Here is a 22,498-nt window from a genome sequence, read left to right as displayed (position 1 = left end):
ACGGGGAGCCGCGGGCCGGACTGCCGGGCCTCGACCCGGGCGCGCTGGCACCCGAGCAGGCCTCGGGCGGGCGGCCCCGGCCGGCGGGGGACGTGTACGCGCTCGGTGCCGTCCTCGCGTACGCCGCCACCGGCCACACCGTCCCCGAGCGCTCCGAACTCCCGCCCGCCCTGCGTCCGTCGGTCTCCGCCTGCCTCACCCGTGATCCCGCGAACCGTCCCGCCGCGGCGGACCTGCTGACCGCCCTGGCGCCGCCGACCCCGCACGAGACGGTCCTCAGCTCGGCCGGCTCGATGCTGGCCCCCGGGTGGCTGCCCGGCCGGATCGTCGCGGCGCTCGCCCGGCAGTCGTCCGAGCTCCTCGCGGCCGAACTCCTCGCGGCGGAACTGCCCCAGAACTCCGGGAACTAGACGATGCTGTCACCGCTCACCCACGACGACCCGGCCGCGATCGCCGCGTACCGCCTCCTGGCCCGCCTGGGCTCCGGCGGCATGGGCACGGTCTATCTCGCCCGCACGCGGGGCGGCCGTACGGTCGCTCTGAAGACGGTGCACGCGCGGCTCGCGGCCGATCCCGCCTTCCGTGCCCGCTTCCGCCTGGAGGTGGACGCGGCCCGGATCATCGGCGCCCGGCACGGCGCGGCGGTCGTCGACGCGGACCCGCTGGCCGAAACCCCGTGGCTGGCCACGGAGTACGTCCTCGGCCCGCCGCTCGACGACGCGGTCGCCCTGGCCGGCCCGCTCCCCGAACCGACGGTCCGCGCCCTGGGCGCGGCGCTGGCCGGTGCGCTGGCCCAGCTCCACTCCTCGGACGTGGTGCACCGCGACCTGAAGCCCTCCAACGTCCTGGTCACCGCGTACGGGCCTAAGATCATCGACTTCGGCATCGCCCGCGCGGCCGGCGACGACCGCCTGACCAGCACGGGAGCGGCGGCGGGCACGCCCGCGTTCATGTCCCCGGAACAGGCGGGCGGCCAGGAGCACACCCCGGCCGGCGACATCTTCGCCCTCGCCGGCGTCCTGGTCTTCGCGGCGACGGGCCACGGCCCCTTCGGCACAGGCGCCCCGGCGGACCTCCTCTACCGCGTCCGCTACGCGGACCCCGACCTCACCGGCCTCCCCCCGTCCCTGCTCCCCCTCCTGACGGCCTGCCTCTCCAAGGACCCGTCGGCCCGCCCCACGACGTCCCAACTGGCGACCCAGCTCCACGACGGCCGCGGCGACTTCGCGGACCATCTCCCGCCCCTCCTCCTCACCGACATCGCCCGCCGCGCCACCGACGTCTGGCTCCACCACCCCCACCGCCTCCCGGCCCCTGCGGACGACCCGTACGGGGAAACCGTCCCGGTCGGCTCTCGCCGCTCGGCTTCCCGCCTGCTGTCGCGGCGGTCCCTTCTGGCGCTCGGCGGCGGCGCGCTGCTCGCCGCGGGAGGCGGCGCCTGGGCATGGCGGAGCGGGAGGGCGACGGAGAAGGAGAACCTTCCCTCCGCCCCGCTGCTCGGCGACGCGCCGGCGTCCCTGTGGAGCCGCGACATGGCGGTGGGCGACGAGGACGAACGAGGCTATCCGCTCGTCATCGAGGACACCGTGGCCATGGTGGCCGGCACCGGGATCTCCGCCCAGGACCAGGAGAGCGGTGACAACTCCTGGTTCTGCACGGTGGAGACGTCCGCGTCGACCGTCACCACGGACGGGAGGCAGATCTACGTCGTGCCACAGAAGCGGCAGGACGTGTACAAGGAACTCGCGATCCACACCGTCGACCTGGACAACGGCGACCTCGAACCGGCATTCGCCCGGATCAAGGACCTCAACGCCAACATGTACTCCACTCAGTTGCTCTGTGCCGCCGACGGAGTCGTCTACCTGGCCGGCACCGGCGGGACGATCGCCTCGCCGCAGAAGTCGTACCTCCTCGCTGTCGAGGTCGCCACGGGCAAGGAGGTGTGGCGGCTGGAGGTCGTCAATCCGGAGCGGGACACGGCGTACGTGGGGGCCGCGGCCGTGCGCGGCGGCCGGCTCGTCACCTACGAGTTCGGCACGGAGGAATCCACCTCTCGTCTGGTCGTTCGGGATGTTCGTACCGGTGCCACCCGCTGGGCGCGAACGTTCCAGTACGGTCCTGGAAGCGGGGTCGGCCACCGGCCCTGCATGGACGACGACCACGTGTACCTCGCGGGTGAGTCCCTCGTGGCCCACAGGCTCTCCGACGGAAGTCGGGCCTGGTCGTTCGCCGCCGGCGAGCGCGAGGCCTTCGGTGCCACCGCGGTTCGGGACGGCGTCGTCTACACCACCGGATTCCACGGCATCGTGGCCGTCGGCGCGGCCGACGGGAAGATCCGCTGGCACGAACAGGGGCCCGGCGCACAGGCGGACCAGCAGACGCACGACGGCGTCACCCCGGTCGTGGGAGAACGGTACGTCTACAAGAAGGTCACGTCGGGGCTCAGCGCCATCGACCTCAAGACCCACCGCAGCAACTGGGTCTTCCAGACCGACGTCGGCCGGCTCGTCGCGCAGGAGCGGGACGGACGGCTCTTCGCCGTGGGCGAGGACTTCCTGATCGCCCTCCCCCTTCAGTGACCCGTTGCTCCCTCGCCCCGTTGACCCGTACAGACAGGACGTGACCCACCCATGAACCCCCTCGGTGTAGGTGATCCGCTGCGGCTCGGCCCGTACCGCCTCATCGGCGTACTGGGCGAAGGCGGCATGGGCAAGGTCTACCTGGCGACCGATCAGAGCGGCCGTCCCGCAGCGGTGAAGGTGCTCCGCCCGGAACTCGCCCACGACCAGCACCTGGCCCAGCGCTTCGTCCGCGAAGCACACACCGCACAGACGGTGACGGGCAAGGGTGTCGCCCGGGTGCTGGGTGCGCAGATGGAGGGCGGCAGGCCGTGGATCGCCAGCGAGTTCCTGGCCGGCCCGACGCTGGAGGAGGCGGTGTCCGCGCACGGAGCTCTCGACGACCAGACCGTCCACGCGCTGGCCTCCTCGCTCGCCGAGACCCTGGGGGTCATCCACGCGGCCGGGCTGATCCACCGCGACATCAAGCCGGCCAACATCGTGCTGACCTCGGACGGGCCCCGCGTCATCGACTTCGGCATCGCCCGCCCCGAGCACGGGCTGACCCTGACGACGACGGGTCAGATCCCGGTCACGCCCGGGTACGGCGCGCCGGAACAGGTGCTGGGACAGCGCGTCACGGCCGCCGCCGACGTGTTCTCGCTGGGCGCCGTCCTCGTGTACGCGGCGACCGGCAGGCGGGCGTACGACGGCCCCCATGTCGCGGCCGTCCAGTACGCCGTGGTGCACGAGCAGCCGGATCTCGCGGCGCTGTCACCGCGGCTGCACCAGCTCCTCGCTCCCTGCTTCGCGAAGGACCCGACCCTTCGCCCGTCGCCGGAACAGATCAGCCGCGTCTTCTCCACGTCCAAGAGCGTCCGGTCTCTGTGGCGCCGTGGACCCGTCTTCCAGGAGATCAAGCGGCGCGAGACGGCCGTCCGCAGGCAGACAGCCTCGGCCAGAACCACGGTGGAATCCGCGCCCGACCGGCGCCGCTTCCTCGCCCTGTGCGGTGCCGGCGGCGCCGTGCTGCTGGCCGGCGGAGGCGGAACCGCCTGGTGGCTCGCGGACCGCGCCGCGAACGCGCTGCCACCGGCGGGGGATGCCCCGGACGCCGTCCTGCTCAAGGCGGAGAACGAGGGCATCAGGCCGAAGCCGCTGTGGGGTCCCGTCGAGGCAGCCGCCCGGGGTCCCCTGCCCACCCCTGTCGTGTTGCGGGACGTTGTGATCTTCGCGGCCAGGGACGGTGGCCTCACGGCCCTCAAGGTCACCGACGGGACAGAGAAGTGGACACTGCCCCATCTGTCGGCCAAGGCCCGTCAGCTCGCCCTCGACGAGGACTATGTCGTCGCGGCCGACGAATCCGGCAGACTCCTGGTCCTCGAAGCATCGACCAGCGCGGAGAAGTGGACGGTGGCGGACGCAGACGTGGCCGTCCTGCTGGCAGCGGAGCCGGGCGGCATCTACTTCCTCACGCGCGCGGGAAAACTACGGGCCGTCGACACGGCGAGCCGCCAGGTGCGCTGGACCGGTCCGTCCGTCAAGACGGCGACGGGCGACGCCGGACCGTTCGCCGCAGCGGGCCGAAGCCGCCTCGTCCTGTCCCTGCCGAGCGGCAATGTCTCGGTCGTGGACACCACGACGGGCCGCTCGGTGTGGGAGATCCGCGGCCAGGGCACGACTGCCCTGCAGCCTCTGATCGACAGCGACGTCGTCTACCTCGGGGGCCGGACCCTGACGGCCGTGACCCTCGCCGAGGGACGCCAGTTGTGGGCGATGGATTCGTACACGAAGCCGGAGGGCACGCTGGGCGGCTGGGGCCCTCCCGCCTTGGACGGCGAGGGGATCATCGCGGCCGACGGCGCCTTCGTCTACCGGTTCAGCGCGTCCGGGACGCGGGACATTGCACTGTTCGCCGACCTGAAGGGCACACGGCCGCCCTTGACCCCTCCCGTGATCCAGGGGAACTGCATCTGGGTGATCGAGGGCACGCCGGAGTTCGGAGTCTCCGCCCTCTCCAAGCCGAGCGACAAACGCGTCTGGACCTACGAACGGGACAACCAGGGCCCCTGGACCATGGCGGGGGCCGGCAACCGGGCGTTCCTCATCAGTCGCGGCATGGTCGCCGCCATGCCGGTCTTCTGACCGGCACGGGCCGCCGCGACCTCGTTCGCGGCGGCCCGGCCGCCTTACGCGTGTTTCAGCGCCGGCTTCGGCGCGAGACCGCCGTCACCGTCGCAGCTCAACTTCTGTGCCACGGCTAGAGCCGCGGAGTGCACGACCGTGGCGTTGGCGTCCTTCAGCGCGCCCGCCTCGCCCTTCGGGGCCCGCGCGCTCTCCACCGATGCGAGGAGATACGCGGGACCCTGCTCGGATCCGCTCAGTCGGCCACTCACGCACGAGAACCACAGGTACGCCCGCTGGGTGCCGATCGAGGCCCGCACGCCCACGTCGTACCGCTCCAGCGAGGCCGCGATCTTCCCGTCCCCCTTGGCCTCTTCGGCGTCGGAGAGACGGAACTCGATCCGGACGTCGGCAGGCCCCGCCCCGAGGTTCTTCTCCGCCGAAATCGCGCACAGATCGACCGGATCCCGCTTGTGGGGCGGTGTGTTCAACGGCGCCCAGTGGGCGACCAGCTCATCGGCCGCCGCGCTCGGATTCTCGGCGGGGTCGGTCGGGTGCAGCGCCGAACCCCCGGCCAGCAGCCCCAGCGCCGACCGGGCCGCGGCCGAGACCGCACCCCCACAGAGCTGCTCCGCCGCGTTCGTCACCTGCGGCGAGGTAGTCGCCCCACCCTCCTTGCCGTCCGTACTGCCACACCCCACGGCCCCGCAGAGAAGCCCGAAGACCACTGCGGCGGACAGCGTCATCCCGCGCTCTCTCATCTGAGTCACCTGTCACTTCTCAGGAGTGAGGGATTCCGGAACGGCAAGGGAGTCCTGGCAGCCGAGGAGTTCGTGTGTCTTCCGTACAAGCGCCGACAGCAAACGCCCCGACAGAGCGCCGCTGTCCTTGCTCAGCCCCGCGTCCAGCACTGAGATCTCCAGTGGCAGTCCTTCGGTCTGCCCCGGTGCGGTACCGGGCAACGTGCACGGGACGACGGCTGCGAGGCCGGGGTTACGAGCGAGCCGCTGCACGTACACATGCTCTGCGGCCTTGCGCCATTCCGCGGCGTGCTTCCCCTTGGACACCCAGTCCATGGTGAGAAGCGACCACTTCACTCCGGCGACAACGGGCCCCCGGTCCTCCTCGCCCGCGGCCCTCATCAGGCAGAGTTGATAGGTGGCCCGCTTGAGATCATCGCCGTCCGCAGTCCATTTCTCCGCCTTCTCGAGCAAGAGGCCCTTGGCCCTCTCCGGAGAAGAGCTCTCCGCACGGACGTCCCCCCCGAGATCAGCGCGGACGGAGGCCACGTTCTCCGCTCCGAGAAGGCTTTCACACGTCTTCAGTGACGCCTGTGTCGCCGCATCCTCGCCCCCCTTGCCTGCTTCGTCCCCTGAACAAGCCGTCGCGGACGAAGCGACAACGAGGAGAAGGGCAACCTGGCCGCACCATCGCCGGGCGTTCCACATGCTCACATGACCTTCATCTTGCCGCCGACCGCGATCACGCCTCTGTTGTAGGCGTCCTCCGCGTCCTGGAAGAGTTCACGCTTCTCCTCCACCGTCATACCGACGGACTCCGCGTAGTTGAGCAAAGGCACCATGGCGCTGCTCTGCCCGGACAGCTGAGTCCGGTAGATCGCGTCCAGCGCTTCGTCGTCGTTCTTGTACTCGTTGTCCTTCAGGTACTGAAGGGTGTCCGTGGCGTAAGCCGTATCGAGGGTGGATCCGGCGCTTTCCATGACGAGTGGCACAACAGTGGTCGCCACCAGGCCGGCAGCCGGCCCGAGCACCAGGGCGGACCCCACGCCCACGACCGTCGCGACACCCCCGCTCACAGCCGACTTACGCCACTCGGCCTGCTTCTCGAGCTCCAGATTGCGCTGGTCTTCGTCGCTCTTGAAGTCGTCCGCGATCTGCATGACGCGGGATTCGTCAAGGATTCCGTGAACCTTCGTGGCGTTATGAGCAAACGCGATGACATCGTCCTTGTCGCCATTCAGCGCCTTGATGCCACTTGCCTCGAACACCTGCTGCGCCGCGGACATCGTTTTGTAGGCTTCCTCGTCCCCGGCCACGGCTGCCATGAACTTCAGGGTTGCCCCCTGCCCGAAGTCCGTTCGTGTACTCCCGTCACTGCTGGCAGGGAAGAGCTCGTCGCGGCCGACAGCATCTCCGGTGTTGCCGAAGTTGTCGATGGAGTAGTTGAGGTCGTCGATGTACGCCGCCCCCATTCTGCCCAGGCTGTCCGTCATCGACGCGTGGCGTTCCCGCAGCCCGGAGTCACCCCCGTAGTCGCTGATCACTTCCTTCATGATCGCTACTGAGTCCTCGTCGCGTCGGAGGACGGGACTCGGATCGTCCCAACCATGTCCCGTCGTCGCCGCCTCCAGTGCGTGCCCCAGGGCGTCGGGCATGTAGGCGACAGTCTTCTTGGCCTCGTCGGGGTGATGGCTGTCGACGTCCGGGAAGAACGTGTAGTCACCGTTCTGGAAGTAGTCCAGATAGCCCGTGAACTGGTTCCCGTCCTTCTTGGGGTCGAGGTCCACCGTTCCGCCGACCGTGCCGTCCTTGTTGTACGACGTGGGGTCGGCGGTGAAGAACTGCTTCGCGGCCTCGGGGCTGTGTCCGAGCGCCTCCAGCATCGACACCATGGGGTCGTAGCCCGACCCGTTTACACCGGAAGGGTTGAACGGGTTCTTCTGCCATCCGCCGATCACCTTGTTGTCGGCGAACATGTACGGGTCCTTGGCATGGAGCTGCGTCACATGCTCGGCGATCGGGTTGAGGAACTTCGGGTCGTAGTTGCCGTTGCGCATGATGCCGCCGAGCAGCTGATAACCGAACGGTCCGTTGTAGTCGTTCTTGGCGAGCGGAATACGTTCGGTGCCGAGCTTGCGCATCTCGGTGGACCAGTTCTCGGTCCACTTGTCGCCGCCCTGCGTGGCCGTGGCAAGGTTGAGACCGAGGTTTCTCTGCAGCTCCTGCACGTCGGCGAGGCGCTGCTTGTCCAGCTTGGCGTAGTCGTACGTATCCGTGGAGAGCTGCCCGAAGAACTCCAGCGAGCCCTTGGGCCCGAGCCCGTTGTAGAACGTCCTGGAGAAGTCCTTGGACGAACTGTTGTCCTTGAGGAGCTCGTTGAGACGCTCCAGCTCCTCGTGGGAGAGGTCTCGGCCCTTCTTGGCCAGGTCGAGTGCGCGTTGGGCCTCTTCTGCGTCGATGCTGCCGTACTTGGGCGCACTGAAGTTGTGCTTGTCGCCGGTGATGTTGGCCTTGAGGGCATTGGAGCAGGCCACGTCGGCGTCATCACAGGTTTCGAGGATCGCGTCGATCCGCCGCTGCATCGCATCGATCGCGGCACGCTCCTTGCGTACCAGCTCGGGATAGTCGGGATCGTGCCGCGCGCCGGGGTCCTTGATCGCCGACAGCGGGTTCCTCGCCTCGACCTTGCCGTCCGGCTTCACCAGCAGGTGCTCAGCGGGAGCGTCGACGTCGACGATCTTCTTGAGGTCGTCCTTCGCCTTCTTGAAGGCGTTGTAGCCGTCCTCGAGGATTCGGTGGATACCGCCGGCGGCCTTCGCCGCGTCGTCGAACTCCTTCGCCGTCTTGTCGACGAACGGCTTGGTTACCTCGGCGTTCACACCACGCCAGTACTCGTCCTTGGCCTTGGCGGCCATGGTCGTACGGGCGTCCTCGGCGAGCTTGTCCAGCTTGCCTTTCATCTCCGACCAGTTGTCGGCCGCGGCCTTCATCTTGTCGAGAGGCGCCTGGTAGACGTTGTCAAAGGTCAGCACGGCTCCTGCTCCCCGCCCCTACTTCAGATACTCGTTGATCTGGGAGGCGGCGAGGGCCGCCTGGATGTCCGCTTCTTCCTTGGCGTGGGAAGCGGCGCTGTAGTCCAGATGGTTGGAGATGTTGGCGCACGCGTCGAGCAGCGTGCTCAGCTGGGAACCCCACGTCTCCTGCACGGTCGCCATCGCCGATCCGGTGAGAAAGCCGTGGGTGGACAGCGAGGTCGCGGCTTCCGTCGTAGTCGTCCGCGCGTGGCTCCCGTCCTTCACCAGCCGGCCGTGGAGCGCGTAGGCGGCGCTGCCGATGGCGCCGAGCTTGTCCTGATCGACACCGAGGTCGGCGTTCCCGCTGCCGCCTCCGGGATCGGCCGGCACCTGGTTGAGGCGCATACTCACATCGGCCTGAGCATGGGTGCGGGCTGACGCCCACTCCTCGTCGAACGACATGATCCCCCCGAAGTGGTGGCCTTCTCGACTTCGCCTCAGCAAGTTTCCTCGCCCACAGAGACGGAATGATCCTAGCCCGCCCATGCCGTGCTCGCCGCTGGTCTCCTGGAAAAGCGAGGCTTTCCCGGCTCCTTCACGACCTGCGCACGCGCGCTTCACCTTCGCAATCGCCGGCCTCCGAAAGGCGCGGCCTCAGCCGGGCTGCCCCGGTCCGGGGGGCGTGCCGTAAGGGGGGTTCTGCTGGTACGGCGCCGGCTGGGGCTGCCCGTAGGAGGGTGCGTACTGGGGCATCGTCGGCGGCTGCTGCGCGGGAGCGGCACCGCGACGACGGGCACGGACCACCAGGGCGACCACCGCTCCGCCGACGAGCAGCGCGGCACCGACGCCGAGTGCGATCCAGAGCCCCGTGCCGCTGCCGCTGTCCGACGCTGCGACGGGGGCCGCCGTAGCCGGCTTGTCGCTCTCGGACCCCTTGCCCTGCTCTGCGGGGGCGGGCGCGGAAGAGGCGCTCGCAGACGGCGCCTTGGGCTCGGCGGCGGCGAGATCGGGCAGCGGGTAGACATCGGCGGGTCCGGGATCCCCGGGCGCCGTCAGGGCGATACGGGGCCGCACCGCGCCGTAGCCGATGAGATCGGTGCGCTTCTCTCCGCTCTTGGGCTTGCCCGCGGTGTTGAGCATGACGCGGAGGACCTGGTTGTTGGTCCAGTCGGGGTGCTCGGCCCAGATGAGAGCCGCGGAGGCGGAGGCGAGGGCGGTGGCGTTACTCGTTCCGTCGCCGTCGCAGAGCTGAGTCCCACCGGAACACGCCTTGATGATGTCTTCGGCCGGCGCCGCGAGGTCGACCTGGGGCCCCGACTGCGACTCCGGCCACCAGGCGGCCTTCCGGTTCAGACCGCCAACGCCGACAACCCCGGGGGTTCCCGCGGGGTAGAGCACACCGTTGCCCTCGTCGGCACTGTTTCCGACACCGGCGAAGATGAGCTTGTTCTTGCCCAGGGCGTACTTGACCGCTTCGGCGAGCTCCGGCCCGTCCTTCCTCTCAGCCACCGAGATGCTGATGATCTTGGCCTTCGAGTCAGCCGCGTACCGGATGGCCTTCGCCATGCTCTGCGCGGAGGTTTCCCTGACGCGGTTCTTCTGGGACCACCGTTCCTGACTGTACGGAATCCGGATGGGCAGAATTTTTGCGGCGGGCGCCAGGCCGAACGAGCCCTCCGCAGCCCCTCGGGCGCCTGTTCCGGCGATGAGGGCCGCCATGCTGGTGCCATGGTTGTCGATGTCGGTGTTCTCGTCACCGCTCAGAAGCGAGTAGTCCTTGCCGGGGAGAACTTGGCCCCGCAGATCGGCGACGGACTTGTCGACGCCAGAGTCGATGACGGCAACGACAACGCCTTCCCCCTTGCTGACCTTCCACATCTCGTCGGCCTTCATGGCATCCAAGTGCCATTGCCGGTCACGCACGGTCTCCGCGTGGGCCGGCGTCGCGCCGATGCCCAGCAGTGTCAGGGCCATGGTTGCTGCCACGAGGGAACCGGAACCGATGGCCCGTCCACTGCTGGTCCGCATGCGCTTCTCCGTGTCCTTGCCTATGAGGTCAGTCGACGACCGGGGGGATGATACGACGGCTACCCGGCTGCCACGTCTCCTCGTCCTCGACCAGGTAGTCGGGACGCTCCCCGTTCCGCTCGTCGCGACGTTCGTCACCGGAGCGGGCGCCGGGCTGGCCGGCCCGGACGAGTCCGGAACCGCCAGGGGTGAACGGTCGTGCGCCGCCCTGCCCCGCATGCTGGGCGCGACCGCCCACGACACCACCGGTCTCCGTGGCCAGACGCCGGCCGGCGCCGGTTCCACCCTGCCCGCCGATGCCGCCGTGACCGCCGGCCATGCCACCGCCCGCCATGCCACGCCCGTAGCCGCCGTTCTCGGTGCCGATCACGGTGCCACGCGGAATGCCGCCGGTCGGTCGGCCCGAGTTCGCCGGTACCGCACGACCTCCGACGATGCCGGTCTCACGCGGCATGCGCGAGGCAGTGGTCCCACCAGGAGCCATACCGGGCCCGGTGATGCCGCGCATGCCGGGCGCCGTCCGTCCGGTCCCACCCGGCGGCAGGGTGCTTTGCTGGGCACCGCCGGGGTAGGTCGTCGGCGGGAACGGCGTCGCGATACCCGGGTACGGGCCAGGGCCGTCGGGCCTCGGCGCAAGCGTGGTGGGCGGTACCGTCGGAGTGGTCGTCCGCTCGGGCAGAGTCGTGATGCCGTCGATCTCCATGTCGACCGGGCGGTCGGGAACGACAATGCCGGGCCTCGTCGGTTCACCGGGCCTGGTCGGTTCGCCCGGGCGAACCGTGCCGTTGTCGCCCGTGCCCACGACGGACCCGTCGCTGCTGCCCGTCGTCCTCGAACGTCCGGTGGTGTCGTCACCACGCGACGACACCCCGCTGCGCGAAGAGCTGCTGGACACGTTCGTGTAGCCGCCGCTGTCGACCCAGCTCTTGCCCAAGTAGCCGGCCGGAGGCGGAAACTCCGGTACCGGCTCCTTGTTTATCTGCTGCCCCGAGTGCGTGTACGTCTGCCCCAGGCTCCGCAGCTTCATCATCGCCGCGATGCGCGTGGCCTCGCGGGTCGCTTCCGCCGCCGCCATCTTCGACGAGGCGTCCTTGGCCGCGTCCTTGCCCGCGTCCGGGTCGTGCTTCGCCGCGTGGAGGGCCTTCTGTGCACTCGTGTAGCTGCTCTGCGCCCCCGCGCTCGACTTGGCCAGGCCGTCCACGCCACTCGACGCCTCGGCGATCGCCTGGGCGACGTCGCTCAGGCAAGTACCGGCCTTCTTGGCGTACTCACCGAGCTTCATCGTGGCGAGAGCCGTCGCTCCGGTCCACTCCACGAACGCGTCCGCGCCCTCGCCGTCCCAGCGCAGCAGGGACGCGCGAAGGCGGAGGTCCGTGCCGATGGACAGGATCTCGTCGCCCGCCGCTGTGAGCTTCTGGGACAGGAGGCTGGCCCGGTCCTTCTGCAGTGGGGTCAGCATCGCAAGCAGCTGCTCGTTGGTCAGGCCTTCGAGCGGCGTCTCCTGTGCCTGCGGTGTCTCCGGCTTGCTACCCATTCGACTCTTCCCCCGTTTCCTTCTGGAAGTGCACTAGTAGTCGCTCTCGCCGCCGGCCGACGACTTCTCCTGCGGAAGCGGCTGGTCGGACGAGCCGCCCATGCCCTTGGCGCCGGCCCTCTCGTCGTCACGCTTCTGGATGTCGGCGATCTCGCTGTTCAGCCGCTTCATCCGGGCGCGGATGTCGTCGTCGATGGACTGGTACCCGTTCTGCGAGGCATGGATCGCGAGCTTCATGCTCTCCATCTGCAGTTCCAGAACCTTCGAGAACTTCACCAGCTGGTCCCGGACGACGTTGTAAGAGCCGTAGAGGAACTCGGCTTCCTTGAAGCCGGGTCCCCCGAGCCGGTTCTTGTCCAGCCACTCGTCGCCGATCTTCGTCGGACCGGCCTGTGACGTGCCGAAGTCCTCGAGAAGCTTGTCCACCCGCTTCTTGAGGCTGTCCATCTCTCCGAGTTCGACAACCAGTTTCTGGGCGGCCGCGGCCACGCCGAATACCCCGCCGACTATGGGTGGGATGAATCCCGGCGTACCCCCGCTCGACCCGCCGTCCGTCGCCTCCGCCATCGACGCCTCCCCGTATTAACAAAGCCTAGAAGTTCACTGTACCGAGGAGGAGTGACACCGCGCACCTCCTGGTTGCAGAAGCAACGCGCATCACGTGGTTACGAATTGGGCACGCCCACCGCCGCCTGCGGCCTGATCGGGAGGCGGTTGACGGGGCGTCCGGTTGCCGCGCGTACTGCTGACGCCACTGCTGCCGGGGAGGTGACCACGGGGACCGCGCTCGCCGCCTTCGCGCCGAAGGGGGCCACCACGTCGCGTTCCTCGACCAGTTTCACGATGCGAATGTCCGGGGCGTCCAGGGATGTCGGGAGTGCGTAGCCTGTCAGGTCGGGGTGGCGGACCAGGCCGCGGGTCGTGCGGAGGTTCTCCGTCAGGGCCGCGCCGACGCCCTGGGTGATGCCGGCCTCGATGCGGGCGGTCAGCTGGGCCGGGTTGAGGATGCGGCCGACGTCCTGGGCGACGGCCATCTCCACCACGCGGACCGAGCCGAGTTCGATGTCGACGTCCACCACCGCGCGCACCGCGCAGAAGGCGAGGCCCACGAACGCGTCGCCCTGGCCCGAGTCGTCCAGGGGCTCGGTCGGGTGGGGGCGGCACTGGGCCGTGGCCCAGAGCTCCTTGCCGTCCATCGCCTCGGCGACCGTCATCGACAGGATGCCGTCGTACGACGTGATCTTGCCGTCCGTGATCTGCAGCAGCTCCGTCGACATGCCGAACTTGTGCGCCAGCGGCTGGAGAAGCTGTGTACGAACCATCTTCGCGGCCCGTTCCACCGCCCCGCCCGACACCCAGGTGTGACGGCCGTGCGTCGCCGGGCCCGCCGGGGGCTGGTCCGTGTCGACCGAGGCGACGTGGACCTCCTCGATGCCCAGGGTCTCCTGGACGATCTGGCGCGCCAGGGTCGAGAAGCCCGAACCGGTCTCCACCGCCGCGCAGATGACCGTCGCGACCCCGTCGTGGACCTTCACCGTCGCCGTCGAGACCTCGTCCGTGCCCTCGGCGCCCAGCATGTGGACCATGCCGAGGGCGTAGCCGACGCCCCGGCGCACCGCGCCCGGTTCGCCCGCGCCCTCCGGCCCGCCGGGGAGCAGCCAGTCGCCCTCCGGGGAGTCCTTGGGGAGGGCGGGGAGGGGGAAGTCGCGGACGGCCGCGAGGAGTTCGGCGACGGGCGCGGGGCAGGTGACCGTCTGGCCCGTGGGCAGGATGTCGCCGGTCGCCAGGACGTTCCGCATCCGCAGGTCGGCCGGGTCCAGGCCCAGTTTCGCCGCCAGCTTGTCCATCTGGGCCTCGTACGCCGCGCACACCTGCATCGCACCCTCGCCCCGCACATGGCCGGACGGCGGGTTGTTGGTACGGACCGCCCAGCCCTCGACGAAGGCGTGCGGGACGACGTACGGGCCGCAGGCGAAGGAGACCGCCGCGGCGAGGGATTCGGAGGACGCGTCGGCGTAGGCGCCCGCGTCGAGCAGGATCTGCGCCTCCACCTTCACCAGCCTGCCCTCCGCGTCCGCGTGGTGGCGGTAGCGCAGCAGCGTCGGGTGGCGGTGGGCGTGGCCGAGGAAGGACTCCTCGCGCGTAGCGGTGAGTTTGACCGGGCAGCCGGTACGAAGCGCCAGCAGGCCGAGCGGGATCTGGAAGCCGGGGTCCTCACGGTCGCCCGTCGCGCCCGGTACGCCCGTGACCACGAGCTTCACCTGGTCGGGCGGCAGGCCGAAGCAGGCCGCGGCCAGGTCCCGGTCGGTGTGCGGGTCGGTCGAGGCGGTGTAGATCTCCACGCCGCCGTCGGGGCGCGGTACGGCGAGCCCGGCCTCGGCGCCGATCGGTGCCGGGTCCTGGCGCCCGATCCGGTACAGCCCCTCGACGACGACCTCGCCCGTCGCCTGCTCGTCGCCGAAGCGCAGCGGGATGTGGCGGATCAGGTTGCCGTCCGGGTGCAGTGCCTCGGCGGCGAAGGCCTTCTCCGGGTCGGTGACCGGTTCGAGGATCTCGTACTCGACGGCGATGGCCGCCGCCGCGAGACGGGCCGTGTCGGGGTGGTCGGCGGCCACGGCCGCGATCGACTCGCCGTGGTGGCGGACGAGTTCGGAGGCGAAGACGGGCCGGTCGGCGACCGTACGGCCGTACGTCGGCTCCCCCGGCACGTCGGCATGGGTGACCACGGCCCGTACGCCGGGCATCTCGGCCGCGGCCGTGGTGTCGATCGAGACGATCCTGGCGTGCGGGTGCGGGGAGCGCAGGATCGCCGCCCACAGCAGCCCCTCGGCCCACAGGTCGGAGGCGTACGGGAACGTGCCCTCGGTCTTGGCGCGCGCGTCGGCCGGGGCGAGGGAGGCGCCCAGGCCGTGCTCGGCCGTCTCCTGCTCGGGGCCGTCGAGCGCCGTGTCGGTGGGGCCGGCGCCGGAGCCGGCGGTGGTGGCGGTGGTCGCGTCGCTGCTCACGCCATGCCTCCGTCGTACGGGTGGGGGATCTGGTGCGGGATACGGGCCTCGTCCGCGGCCTCGTTCGCCGCTGCCGTCGCCGCCGCGCTCGCCTCGCGCTCGGCGACGACCTCCCGTACGGCGTCGAGCACGCCCCGGTAGCCGGAGCAGCGGCACAGGTTGCCGCAGAGCGCCTGGCGGGCCTCCAGCTCGGTGGGGGCGTGGTTGCCCTCCAGCAGGTCGTGCACGGTCATGGCCATGCCCGGGACGCAGAATCCGCACTGGACCGCGCCGCACCGGGCGAGGGCTCGCTGCACGTCCGACGGTTCACCGTCGGACGCGAGGCCCTCGACGGTCCGCACCTCGCTCCCGGCGGCGGTCGCCGCGGGCACCAGGCAGGAGGCGACGAGCCGGCCGTCGACCTGGACGTTGCACGCGCCGCACTCGCCCTGCGAGCAGCCGTCCTTGGCACCGGCCAGACCGAGCCGCTCGCGCAGCACGTAGAGCAGGGACTCGCCGATCCAGGAGTCCGTGACGGGGCGGTCGGCACCGTTCACCCGCAGGACGTACGAGGTGTGCGGGTGCTCGTCGCTGTCCGCGCTGCTGCCCGTGGAGACAGCCGCCGTTTCCACCGCCGCGTCCGGCTCCACCGCCGTTTCCGGCTCCACGACCGCTTCCGGCCCCACCGCCGTTTCCGGCTGCGGCTCCGGCTGCGGCTCCTGGTCCGGCGCCTCGTCCCGTACGGGCTCGGGCTCCTGCGCAGGCGCCGGCTCCTGGCCCTGCTCCGGCTCGTGTACCGCCCACGGCGCCGGCGCGCCTCCGGGCAGGGTCGCCGGTGCGCTGCCCGCGTACTGCGACAGCGTCGACGCCGTGTACTCACCCGATTCGTCCGAGGAGTCCGCCGCGTCGGAGACGACCGGGATCCTCCACTGGCCGGTGGTCGCCGACTCCGCCTGCTCCGGGAAGCTCCACTGGCCCGTGGCGTGCGGGTCGGCCGCGTGCGGATCCCTGGCGTAGGGATCCATCGCGTGCGGGTCGGCCGCGTGCGGAGGCTCCGGCAGCGGCTCCGTACCCGCAGCCGCACCCGCAGCCGCACCCGGTTCGATCATCTCCGCGGGCGTCGGCAGCTGCTCCATCCACGACCCCGTCGCCGCCGGGTCCGTCGCCGCCGCGGGCGTCAGCGGGGTGATCATCGGCGGTACGTAGCCGTGACCGGGCGCCTCCAGCGGGACGCCGTCGAGCATGAAGTCCGGCGGCAGCTGGACGAAGGCGGTGGCGTCGCCGTCGTACCCCTCGCTCTGCGGGATCGGCTGCCAGCCGCCCCCCTGGCCGTGGTCATGGTCATGGTGTTCGTTGCTCACGACAGCGCCCTCCCCAGTGCCCGTCGAGCCAGCGCGGCGACCGTGCGCCGCAGGTGCAGTACGGCCGGTGGCAACTGTTCGTCGCCCTGCGGGTCCGGGATGCAGGCCGCGGCCACGTACTCGCCGAACGCCGTCAGCGCCTCCGGGGCCAGCCCCCGCGCCCCGTCCCAGTCCACCAGCGAGGCGATCCAGTGCTCCGCCTCCAGCGGGCGCAGCGGCATCGGGGCGATCGCGCCGACCGCGCAGCGCACGCCGCGTCTGGCCGGGTCGAGGACGACGGCGACCGAGGCGGTGGCGCGGGCCGGTCCCGTACGGCCGGTGGCCTTGAGGAAGACCTGGGGGGCGTGCAGCAGGGGTACGCGGACGAAGGCGACCAGTTCGCCGGGCGCCAGCAGGTCGCGGCCGGCCAGCAGGTGGGAGACGGGGATCTCGCGGGTGCCGAGCGGACCCATGACCACCAGGTCGGCCTCCAGGGCCGCCAGGACGGGCAGCGAGTCGCCGGTGGGCGCGGCGGTCACGATGTTGCCGCCGAGGGTGCCCGCGTTGCGGATCTGGGGCGGTCCGGCCGCACGGGCGGCCGCGGCGAGGGCGGGGATGAGGGCGGCGAAGTCGGGGCGGCCCATCCGGGAGTGGGTGAGGCCGGCGCCGAGCAGGGCATGGCCGTCCTGGTACTGCCAGCCGCGGATCTCGTTGATCCGGCCCAGGCCGACGAGTCCGGCGGGACGGAGCTGCCCCTTGTTGACGGCCGCCATCAGGTCGGTTCCACCGGCGACCGGTACGGCGGCGGGCATGGCGGTGAGCGCCGCCACGGCCTCGTCGAGCGAGGCGGGCAGCGTCACGGACTGCGCCGTCTGTGGTGCGTGCGTGGTCAACCCGCTGCCCCTTCCCGGTGTCCCCGGCGGTCCCCGACCGTCCCCGGCTGTCACGCCTGCGCCGACAAGCGTGTGTGGCCGTACCGTACGTGCTCACAGCCCGGACGTGGCAACTCTGGCACATCTTCCGAGCCGTCCGACGCGAGGGTCCACGAAGGATGGTTCCGTCCCGGACGCCCCACCAGAGACGGTAACTTCCGTTTTGCCGCTCTTGGGTGACGTCGGGGCGCGAGCTGTCTCACACCTTCGGGGGCGCCCCCTCGATGGGGCGGCCGAGGACGCCGGGGCGCCGCTGCCACGGGCGCGGGCCGGTGGGCGGCCGGTAGTCGACCCCGAGGGCGTCGAGGCGCCGGTAGTGGGCGGTCATGCGCCGTTCGAAATCGGTGAAGTCCCGTTCGGCCGGTGCCGGGAGGGCCGACCAGGCGACTTCTGCGAAGGCGGCGAGACGCGGGAAGACCTGGTAGTCGACGCGGGCCCGGTTCTCCATCACCTCGGTCCAGACGTTGGCTTGGGCGCCGATGACATGGGCGGCGGCCTCGGGCGAGAGGGACGGTGGCACGGGCTCGAAGCGGTAGACGTCCTCCAGGGTCCGTACGTAACCGATGGGCATCGGCTCGTCCTCGCCCGGCGCCTGACGGTGGTCCAGATAGACCTGCTGCTCGGGGCACATGACGACGTCGTGGCCGGCCTCGGCGGCGGTGACCCCGCCCGCGTAGCCGCGCCAGGACGACACGGCCGCACCCTCCGCGAGTCCGCCCTCCAGGATCTCGTCCCAGCCGATGAGGCGCCGGCCGCGCTCGGCGAGCCAGCGGTCGAAGTGGCGGATGAACCAGGACTGCAGCGCGTCCTCGTCGGCGAGTCCGAGCTCCTCGATACGGGCCTGGGCCGCCGGGGACTTCCTCCACTGGTCCTTGGGGCACTCGTCGCCGCCGACGTGCACGAAGGGGGACGGGAAGAGGTCGAGAACCTCCTCGAAGACGCCCTCGTAGAAGCGCAGGACGGCGTCGGTGGGGGCGAGGACGTTCGGGTTGACGCCCCAGGTGTCCCAGACGGTGAGCGCGCCGGTGTCGACGACGTCGGTGTTGCCCAGTTCCGGGTATGCGGCGATGGCGGCCTGCGAATGGCCCGGGATGTCGATCTCGGGGACGACGGTGATGTGCCGCTCGGCGGCGTGGGCGACGATCTCGCGGATGTCGTCCTGGGTGTAGTAACCGCCGTGCGGGGTCTCGTTCCACAGCGGTGACGCCCGGTGCCCCCACTTCGTCCGCGCCCGCCAGGCACCGACCTCCGTCAGCCTCGGGTAGCGCTCGATCTCGATGCGCCAGCCCTGGTCGTCGGTGAGGTGGAGGTGGAGGACGTTGAGCTTGTGCGCGGCGAGGAGGTCGAGGTAGCGCAGGACGTCGTCCTTGGGCATGAAGTGCCGTGCGACGTCGAGCATCAGACCGCGCCACGGGAAGCGGGGGGCGTCCTCCACCGTGAGCGGGGGCAGGTCCCGTTCGCCGCGCCCGAGGGGCGCCTTCCGGTACGCGTCGGGCCCCAGGAGCTGCCGCAGGGTCTGGGCCCCCCAGAAGACCCCGGCGGGGCCGCCGCCCTCGATGACGACGGCCGCGTCCGCGACGGAGCCGTCGGTCGACAGCCGGTAGCCCTCCGGGCCGTGCACACGCTCCACGTCGGCGCTGATCCGCAGCAGGATGCGGTGCGGGCCCGGCCCGTCCGGGAGCGGCAGTCCGGTGGCGGCGCCGAGCGCCGAGCGCAGCCAGCGCGCGGTGCGCTCCGTGCCCGGGCCGGCGTCGAGCGTCGTCCGCTCGTCGAGCGAGAGGAGGCCGGGGGCGCCGCCGCGGCATTCCGCCACCAGCGCCGCGGGGATCAGGTCCGTCTCGAACGTCACGTCAGTCAGTCCTTCACCGCCCCGCCCAGTCCGGAGACCAGGCGGCGCTGTACGAGTACGAAGAAGACGAGCACCGGGATCGTCATCACGGTCGACCCCGCCATGATTCCTCCCCAGTCGTTCTCGTCGGGCTTGAAGAAGACCAGCAGCGCCATCGGGAGGGTCGACTGCGAGGTGTCGCTGATGAGGAACGATTTCGCGAAGAGGAAGTCGTTCCAGGTCGAGATGAACGAGAAGACGCTCGTCGCGACGAGCCCGGGGAAGACCAGCGGGAAGAGGATCTGCCAGAGGAACCGGGTACGGCTCGCGCCGTCGATCTGGGCCTGTTCCTCCAGCGCCTCCGGGACCGCCTTCACGAAGCCGCGCAGCATCCAGATCGCGAACGGGAGGGAGAAGGCGATGTGCGGCAGGATCAGCGAGCCCAGTGTGTTGAGCTGGCCGAAGTCCCGCATCAGGAAGAACAGCGGGATGGTCAGCGCCTCGATCGGCACCATCTGGGCGACCAGGAACATGATCAGCAAGGTCGTCCGGAAGCGGAACCGGAACCGGGTGACCGCCGTCGCCGCCAGGAAGGCGATCAGGGCGGATGCCAGGACCACCGCGCTCGCGACGACGAGCGAGTTGAGGAAGTACCGGCCGAACTCCTGCTGCTCGAAGACGCGGCGGAAGGAGTCGAGGGACGGGGACAGGGTCCACGGCCGGGGGTGGGCCGACTGGATCTCGCCGGCCGGCTTGAAGGCCGAGAGCACCATCCAATAGAGCGGGAAGGCGACGACGACGGCGACGAGGAGGGCGGTGGCCTCGGCCGCGAGCCGTCCGGGGCGGCGGGGCAGCCGGATACGGAATGCGCTCACAGTTCTTCTCCGCTCAGTTCTTCTCCGCTCACAGCGCTTCGTCCGCTCACAGTTCTTCTCCCTGGCGGCGCAGGAGTCGGAGGTACACCAACGTGACCGCCAGCAGGATCAGCAGCATGACGACGCCGATCGCCGAGCCGAGGCTGTACTGGGAGGAGGCGAACGCCTTCTGATACGCGTACACGTTGAGGACGAGGTTCTGGCCGGCGATGCCGCCGCCGCCCGTCATCACGTAGATCTGGGTGAAGACCTTGAAGTCCCAGATGATCGACTGGATCGTGACGACGACCAGGATCGGCCTGAGCATCGGTGCCGTGACGGAGCGCCAGATACGCCACTGCGAGGCGCCGTCGAGGGCAGCGGCCTCCAGGACCTCGCCGGGGACGGCCTTGATGCCCGCGTACACCGTCACCATCACGAACGGGAACGAGCACCAGACGACCTCGAAGAGGACCAGTGCGAAGGCGCTGTAGCGGCCGTACGTCCAGGAGAAGTCGCCCAGTCCGAGCAGCCGGTTCACGGGGCCGTGGTCCGGGTCGAAGAGGAAGACCCAGACGGTCGAGCCGGTGACGGCGGGGGTGGCCCAGGCGCCGAGCGCGGCGAGCATGAGTGCGAGGCGGGGCAGGGCCCGTACGCGGGTCAGGAGTACCGCGAGCGCGCAGCCCACGGCCAGCGTGGTGACCACGCAGGCGGCGGCGAAGAGGACGGTGGCGAGGAGGACCTGCCAGAACTGGGCGTCGGAGAAGAGGGCGGTGTAGTTGCCGAACCCCTGGAAGGAGGTGGGCTCGCCGCCGCTGACCTGGGCCTGGGTGTACTCCAGGAAGGAGATGAGCCCGAGCTGGTAGACGGGGTAGATCAGGAGCCCGCCGAGGACGACGAGCGCGGGCAGGAGGTAGAGCCAGGGCGTCCAGGCGGAGCCGCCCCGGAGGCCGGATCCCGGGCGGGGCCGGCGCGCCGGGCGGCCGGACGCCTTGCGGGGGCCGGGAACCTCGTCGGGGCGCCGGCCCGGGACGGCGGGATCCGCGGACCCGGACCCGGACCCGGACCCGGACCCTGCGGTGCCCGGGCGGGCGACGGTTCCCACGGCCGCCTTCGCACCGCTCGTACCGCTCGCACCCCTCGTACCGCTCGCACCGCTCGCACCGCTCGGCTCCGTACCCCTCGGACCCGTACCGCCCGAATGCGTACCGCCCGGATTCGTCATCGTCATCGGCCCGCGGCGGCGAAGGCCGCGTCCATCTTCTTCGCGGCGTCGTCCGACGCGGTCTTCACGTCCTTCCGGCCGCTGACGACCTCCTGGAACATCGTCGGCAGGACCAGCGAGGCGTCGATCTGACCCCAACCCGGGGACGCCGGGACAAACTTGGTGCCTGCGGCGAGGGAGTCGATGAACGGCTTCACGAAGGGCTCCTTGCGCGCCGCCTCCGCCCGTATGTCGGTGTAGGTCGGCAGGAAGCCCATCGCGTCGAAGAGCTTGCCCTGCGTCTCCTTGCCGGCGAGGGACTTCATCAGGTCGACGGCGAGCGTGCGGTGCGAACTGCTCTTCATCACACCGAGGTTGTTGCCGCCGGCGAAGGCCGGAGCGATCGAGCCCGCCGTCACACCCGGCAGCGGCACCACCCCGTACCGGCCCTTCACCGCCCCCGCCTCGACCGCCGCGTGGCTGAAGTCGCCGCCGATCGCCATCGCCGCCTTGCCCGAGGCGAAGGCGGTGACGGTGGCGTTGCCGCCCATCTGGGCACACTTGGCGGCAGGGCAGTTGTCGTCGCCGAAGAGCGAGGTGTAGGAGGCGATGCCCTTGCGGGCCGCCTCGCTGTTGATGGCGGAGGTGTACGTCGAGCCGTTCGCGGTGGCGAGTTCGCCTCCGTTGGCCCAGATGAACGGCGCGGCGCCGTAGGTGTACGCGCCGCCGACGGCGATGCCGTACAGGTCCGGCTTCGCCTTGTGGATCTTCTTCGCCGTGGAGATCAGCTCGGCCTGCGACTTGGGGGCGGTCAGACCGAGCTCCTTGAAGACGTCGGTGCGGTAGTACAGCGCGCGTACGCCGACGAAGAGGGGGGCGCCGTAGATCCTGCCGTCGACCGTGACCGAGGACTTCGCGGTGGGGTCCGTGTCCTCGGCGTCGGCCCAGGCGCCGAACTCGGCGGTGATGTCGGCCAGTCCGCCGTCCTTCACGTAGCCGGCGGTGTCGGTGTTGCCGTACTCGATGAGGTCGGGGGCCGACTTCGGGTCGTTGAAGGCCGCCTTGACGCGCTGCGCGCGGGTGTCCACGGGGATGTACTCGACCTCGACCTCGGCGCCCTTGTTCCGCTGCTCGAAGGCGGCGACGGCCGCGTCCACGATCTGCTTCTTGGGGGCGTTGTCGACCTCCTGGAAGAGCCAGACGCGCAGGGTGCCGCTCCTGTCGTCCCTCCCGGCCTTGTTGTTCGAGGTCTGCGGGGCACAGGCGGTGGCGGTGAGGCCGGCCAGGACGAGTGCGGTGACCGGGGCGGCGATGCGGGCAGAAAGCTTCATTGGGGGCTCCCACCAATCAGCGTT

16 protein-coding genes and 1 pseudogene are annotated in these 22,498 nt (G+C 70.5%); 3 read left to right on the top strand and 14 right to left on the bottom strand.

Annotated features, from left to right (window positions below; all coding sequences use genetic code 11):
- The 3 genes and pseudogenes from J7E93_RS19230 to J7E93_RS19220 form a co-directional block, all read left to right on the top strand.
- Positions 1–410: pseudogene (locus tag J7E93_RS19230) on the top strand (serine/threonine protein kinase); the annotation flags it as partial.
- Between the two features lie 3 nt (positions 411–413).
- Positions 414–2,582 (top strand): protein kinase, encoded by a 2,169-nt coding sequence (locus tag J7E93_RS19225; RefSeq protein WP_215071110.1) that lies wholly within the window; start codon positions 414–416, stop codon positions 2,580–2,582.
- A gap of 51 nt (positions 2,583–2,633) precedes the next feature.
- Positions 2,634–4,706, top strand: a complete 2,073-nt coding sequence (locus J7E93_RS19220) for a protein kinase (protein WP_215071108.1) — start codon at positions 2,634–2,636, stop codon at positions 4,704–4,706.
- A 44-nt stretch (positions 4,707–4,750) separates the two neighbouring features.
- Here the strand turns inward: J7E93_RS19220 and J7E93_RS19215 are convergent, their stop codons facing one another.
- The 14 genes from J7E93_RS19215 to J7E93_RS19150 form a co-directional block, all read right to left on the bottom strand.
- Complete coding sequence (locus tag J7E93_RS19215) at positions 4,751–5,455, bottom strand: hypothetical protein (protein ID WP_215071106.1); 705 nt, start codon at positions 5,453–5,455, stop codon at positions 4,751–4,753.
- Between the two features lie 3 nt (positions 5,456–5,458).
- Complete coding sequence (locus tag J7E93_RS19210) at positions 5,459–6,139, bottom strand: hypothetical protein (RefSeq protein ID WP_215071104.1); 681 nt, start codon at positions 6,137–6,139, stop codon at positions 5,459–5,461.
- Entirely contained in the window at positions 6,136–8,457 is a 2,322-nt protein-coding gene (locus J7E93_RS19205) for a DUF6571 family protein (RefSeq protein WP_215071102.1), read from the bottom strand. Before J7E93_RS19205 ends, J7E93_RS19210 begins: the two co-directional genes overlap by 4 nt.
- A gap of 18 nt (positions 8,458–8,475) precedes the next feature.
- Positions 8,476–8,901, bottom strand: a complete 426-nt coding sequence (locus J7E93_RS19200) for a hypothetical protein (protein WP_215071100.1) — start codon at positions 8,899–8,901, stop codon at positions 8,476–8,478.
- A gap of 192 nt (positions 8,902–9,093) precedes the next feature.
- Entirely contained in the window at positions 9,094–10,467 is a 1,374-nt protein-coding gene (mycP, locus tag J7E93_RS19195) for a type VII secretion-associated serine protease mycosin (RefSeq protein ID WP_215071098.1), read from the bottom strand.
- 28 nt (positions 10,468–10,495) lie between these two features.
- Complete coding sequence (locus J7E93_RS19190; protein ID WP_215071096.1) at positions 10,496–12,001, bottom strand: hypothetical protein; 1,506 nt, start codon at positions 11,999–12,001, stop codon at positions 10,496–10,498.
- 33 nt (positions 12,002–12,034) lie between these two features.
- Entirely contained in the window at positions 12,035–12,568 is a 534-nt protein-coding gene (locus tag J7E93_RS19185; RefSeq protein WP_215071094.1) for a hypothetical protein, read from the bottom strand.
- A gap of 98 nt (positions 12,569–12,666) precedes the next feature.
- On the bottom strand, positions 12,667–15,006 hold the full coding sequence (locus J7E93_RS19180; protein WP_215071092.1) for a molybdopterin cofactor-binding domain-containing protein: 2,340 nt from the start codon (positions 15,004–15,006) through the stop codon (positions 12,667–12,669).
- Positions 15,003–16,346, bottom strand: a complete 1,344-nt coding sequence (locus J7E93_RS19175) for a 2Fe-2S iron-sulfur cluster-binding protein (RefSeq protein ID WP_215071090.1) — start codon at positions 16,344–16,346, stop codon at positions 15,003–15,005. Before J7E93_RS19175 ends, J7E93_RS19180 begins: the two co-directional genes overlap by 4 nt.
- Positions 16,343–17,218 (bottom strand): xanthine dehydrogenase family protein subunit M, encoded by an 876-nt coding sequence (locus tag J7E93_RS19170; protein WP_215071088.1) that lies wholly within the window; start codon positions 17,216–17,218, stop codon positions 16,343–16,345. The genes J7E93_RS19175 and J7E93_RS19170 overlap by 4 nt, the downstream gene beginning before the upstream one ends.
- A 238-nt stretch (positions 17,219–17,456) precedes the next feature.
- Positions 17,457–19,106, bottom strand: a complete 1,650-nt coding sequence (locus J7E93_RS19165) for a beta-N-acetylhexosaminidase (RefSeq protein WP_215071086.1) — start codon at positions 19,104–19,106, stop codon at positions 17,457–17,459.
- 5 nt (positions 19,107–19,111) lie between these two features.
- Positions 19,112–19,960: a carbohydrate ABC transporter permease gene (locus J7E93_RS19160; RefSeq protein ID WP_215071084.1), complete on the bottom strand. Its 849-nt coding sequence runs from the start codon at positions 19,958–19,960 to the stop codon at positions 19,112–19,114.
- A gap of 46 nt (positions 19,961–20,006) precedes the next feature.
- The gene (locus tag J7E93_RS19155; protein ID WP_308368720.1) at positions 20,007–21,044 is read right to left on the bottom strand and encodes a sugar ABC transporter permease; all 1,038 of its coding nucleotides are present in this window, start codon (positions 21,042–21,044) and stop codon (positions 20,007–20,009) included.
- 122 nt (positions 21,045–21,166) lie between these two features.
- On the bottom strand, positions 21,167–22,474 hold the full coding sequence (locus J7E93_RS19150) for an extracellular solute-binding protein (RefSeq protein ID WP_215071082.1): 1,308 nt from the start codon (positions 22,472–22,474) through the stop codon (positions 21,167–21,169).
- Positions 22,475–22,498: the final 24 nt, after the last annotated feature.

Origin of the sequence: Streptomyces sp. ISL-36, from assembly GCF_018614205.1 — a bacterium.
Lineage (GTDB): Bacteria > Actinomycetota > Actinomycetes > Streptomycetales > Streptomycetaceae > Streptomyces.
Note: the sequence above shows the minus strand (reverse complement) of the source record. Positions and strands in the feature narration are given on the sequence as shown.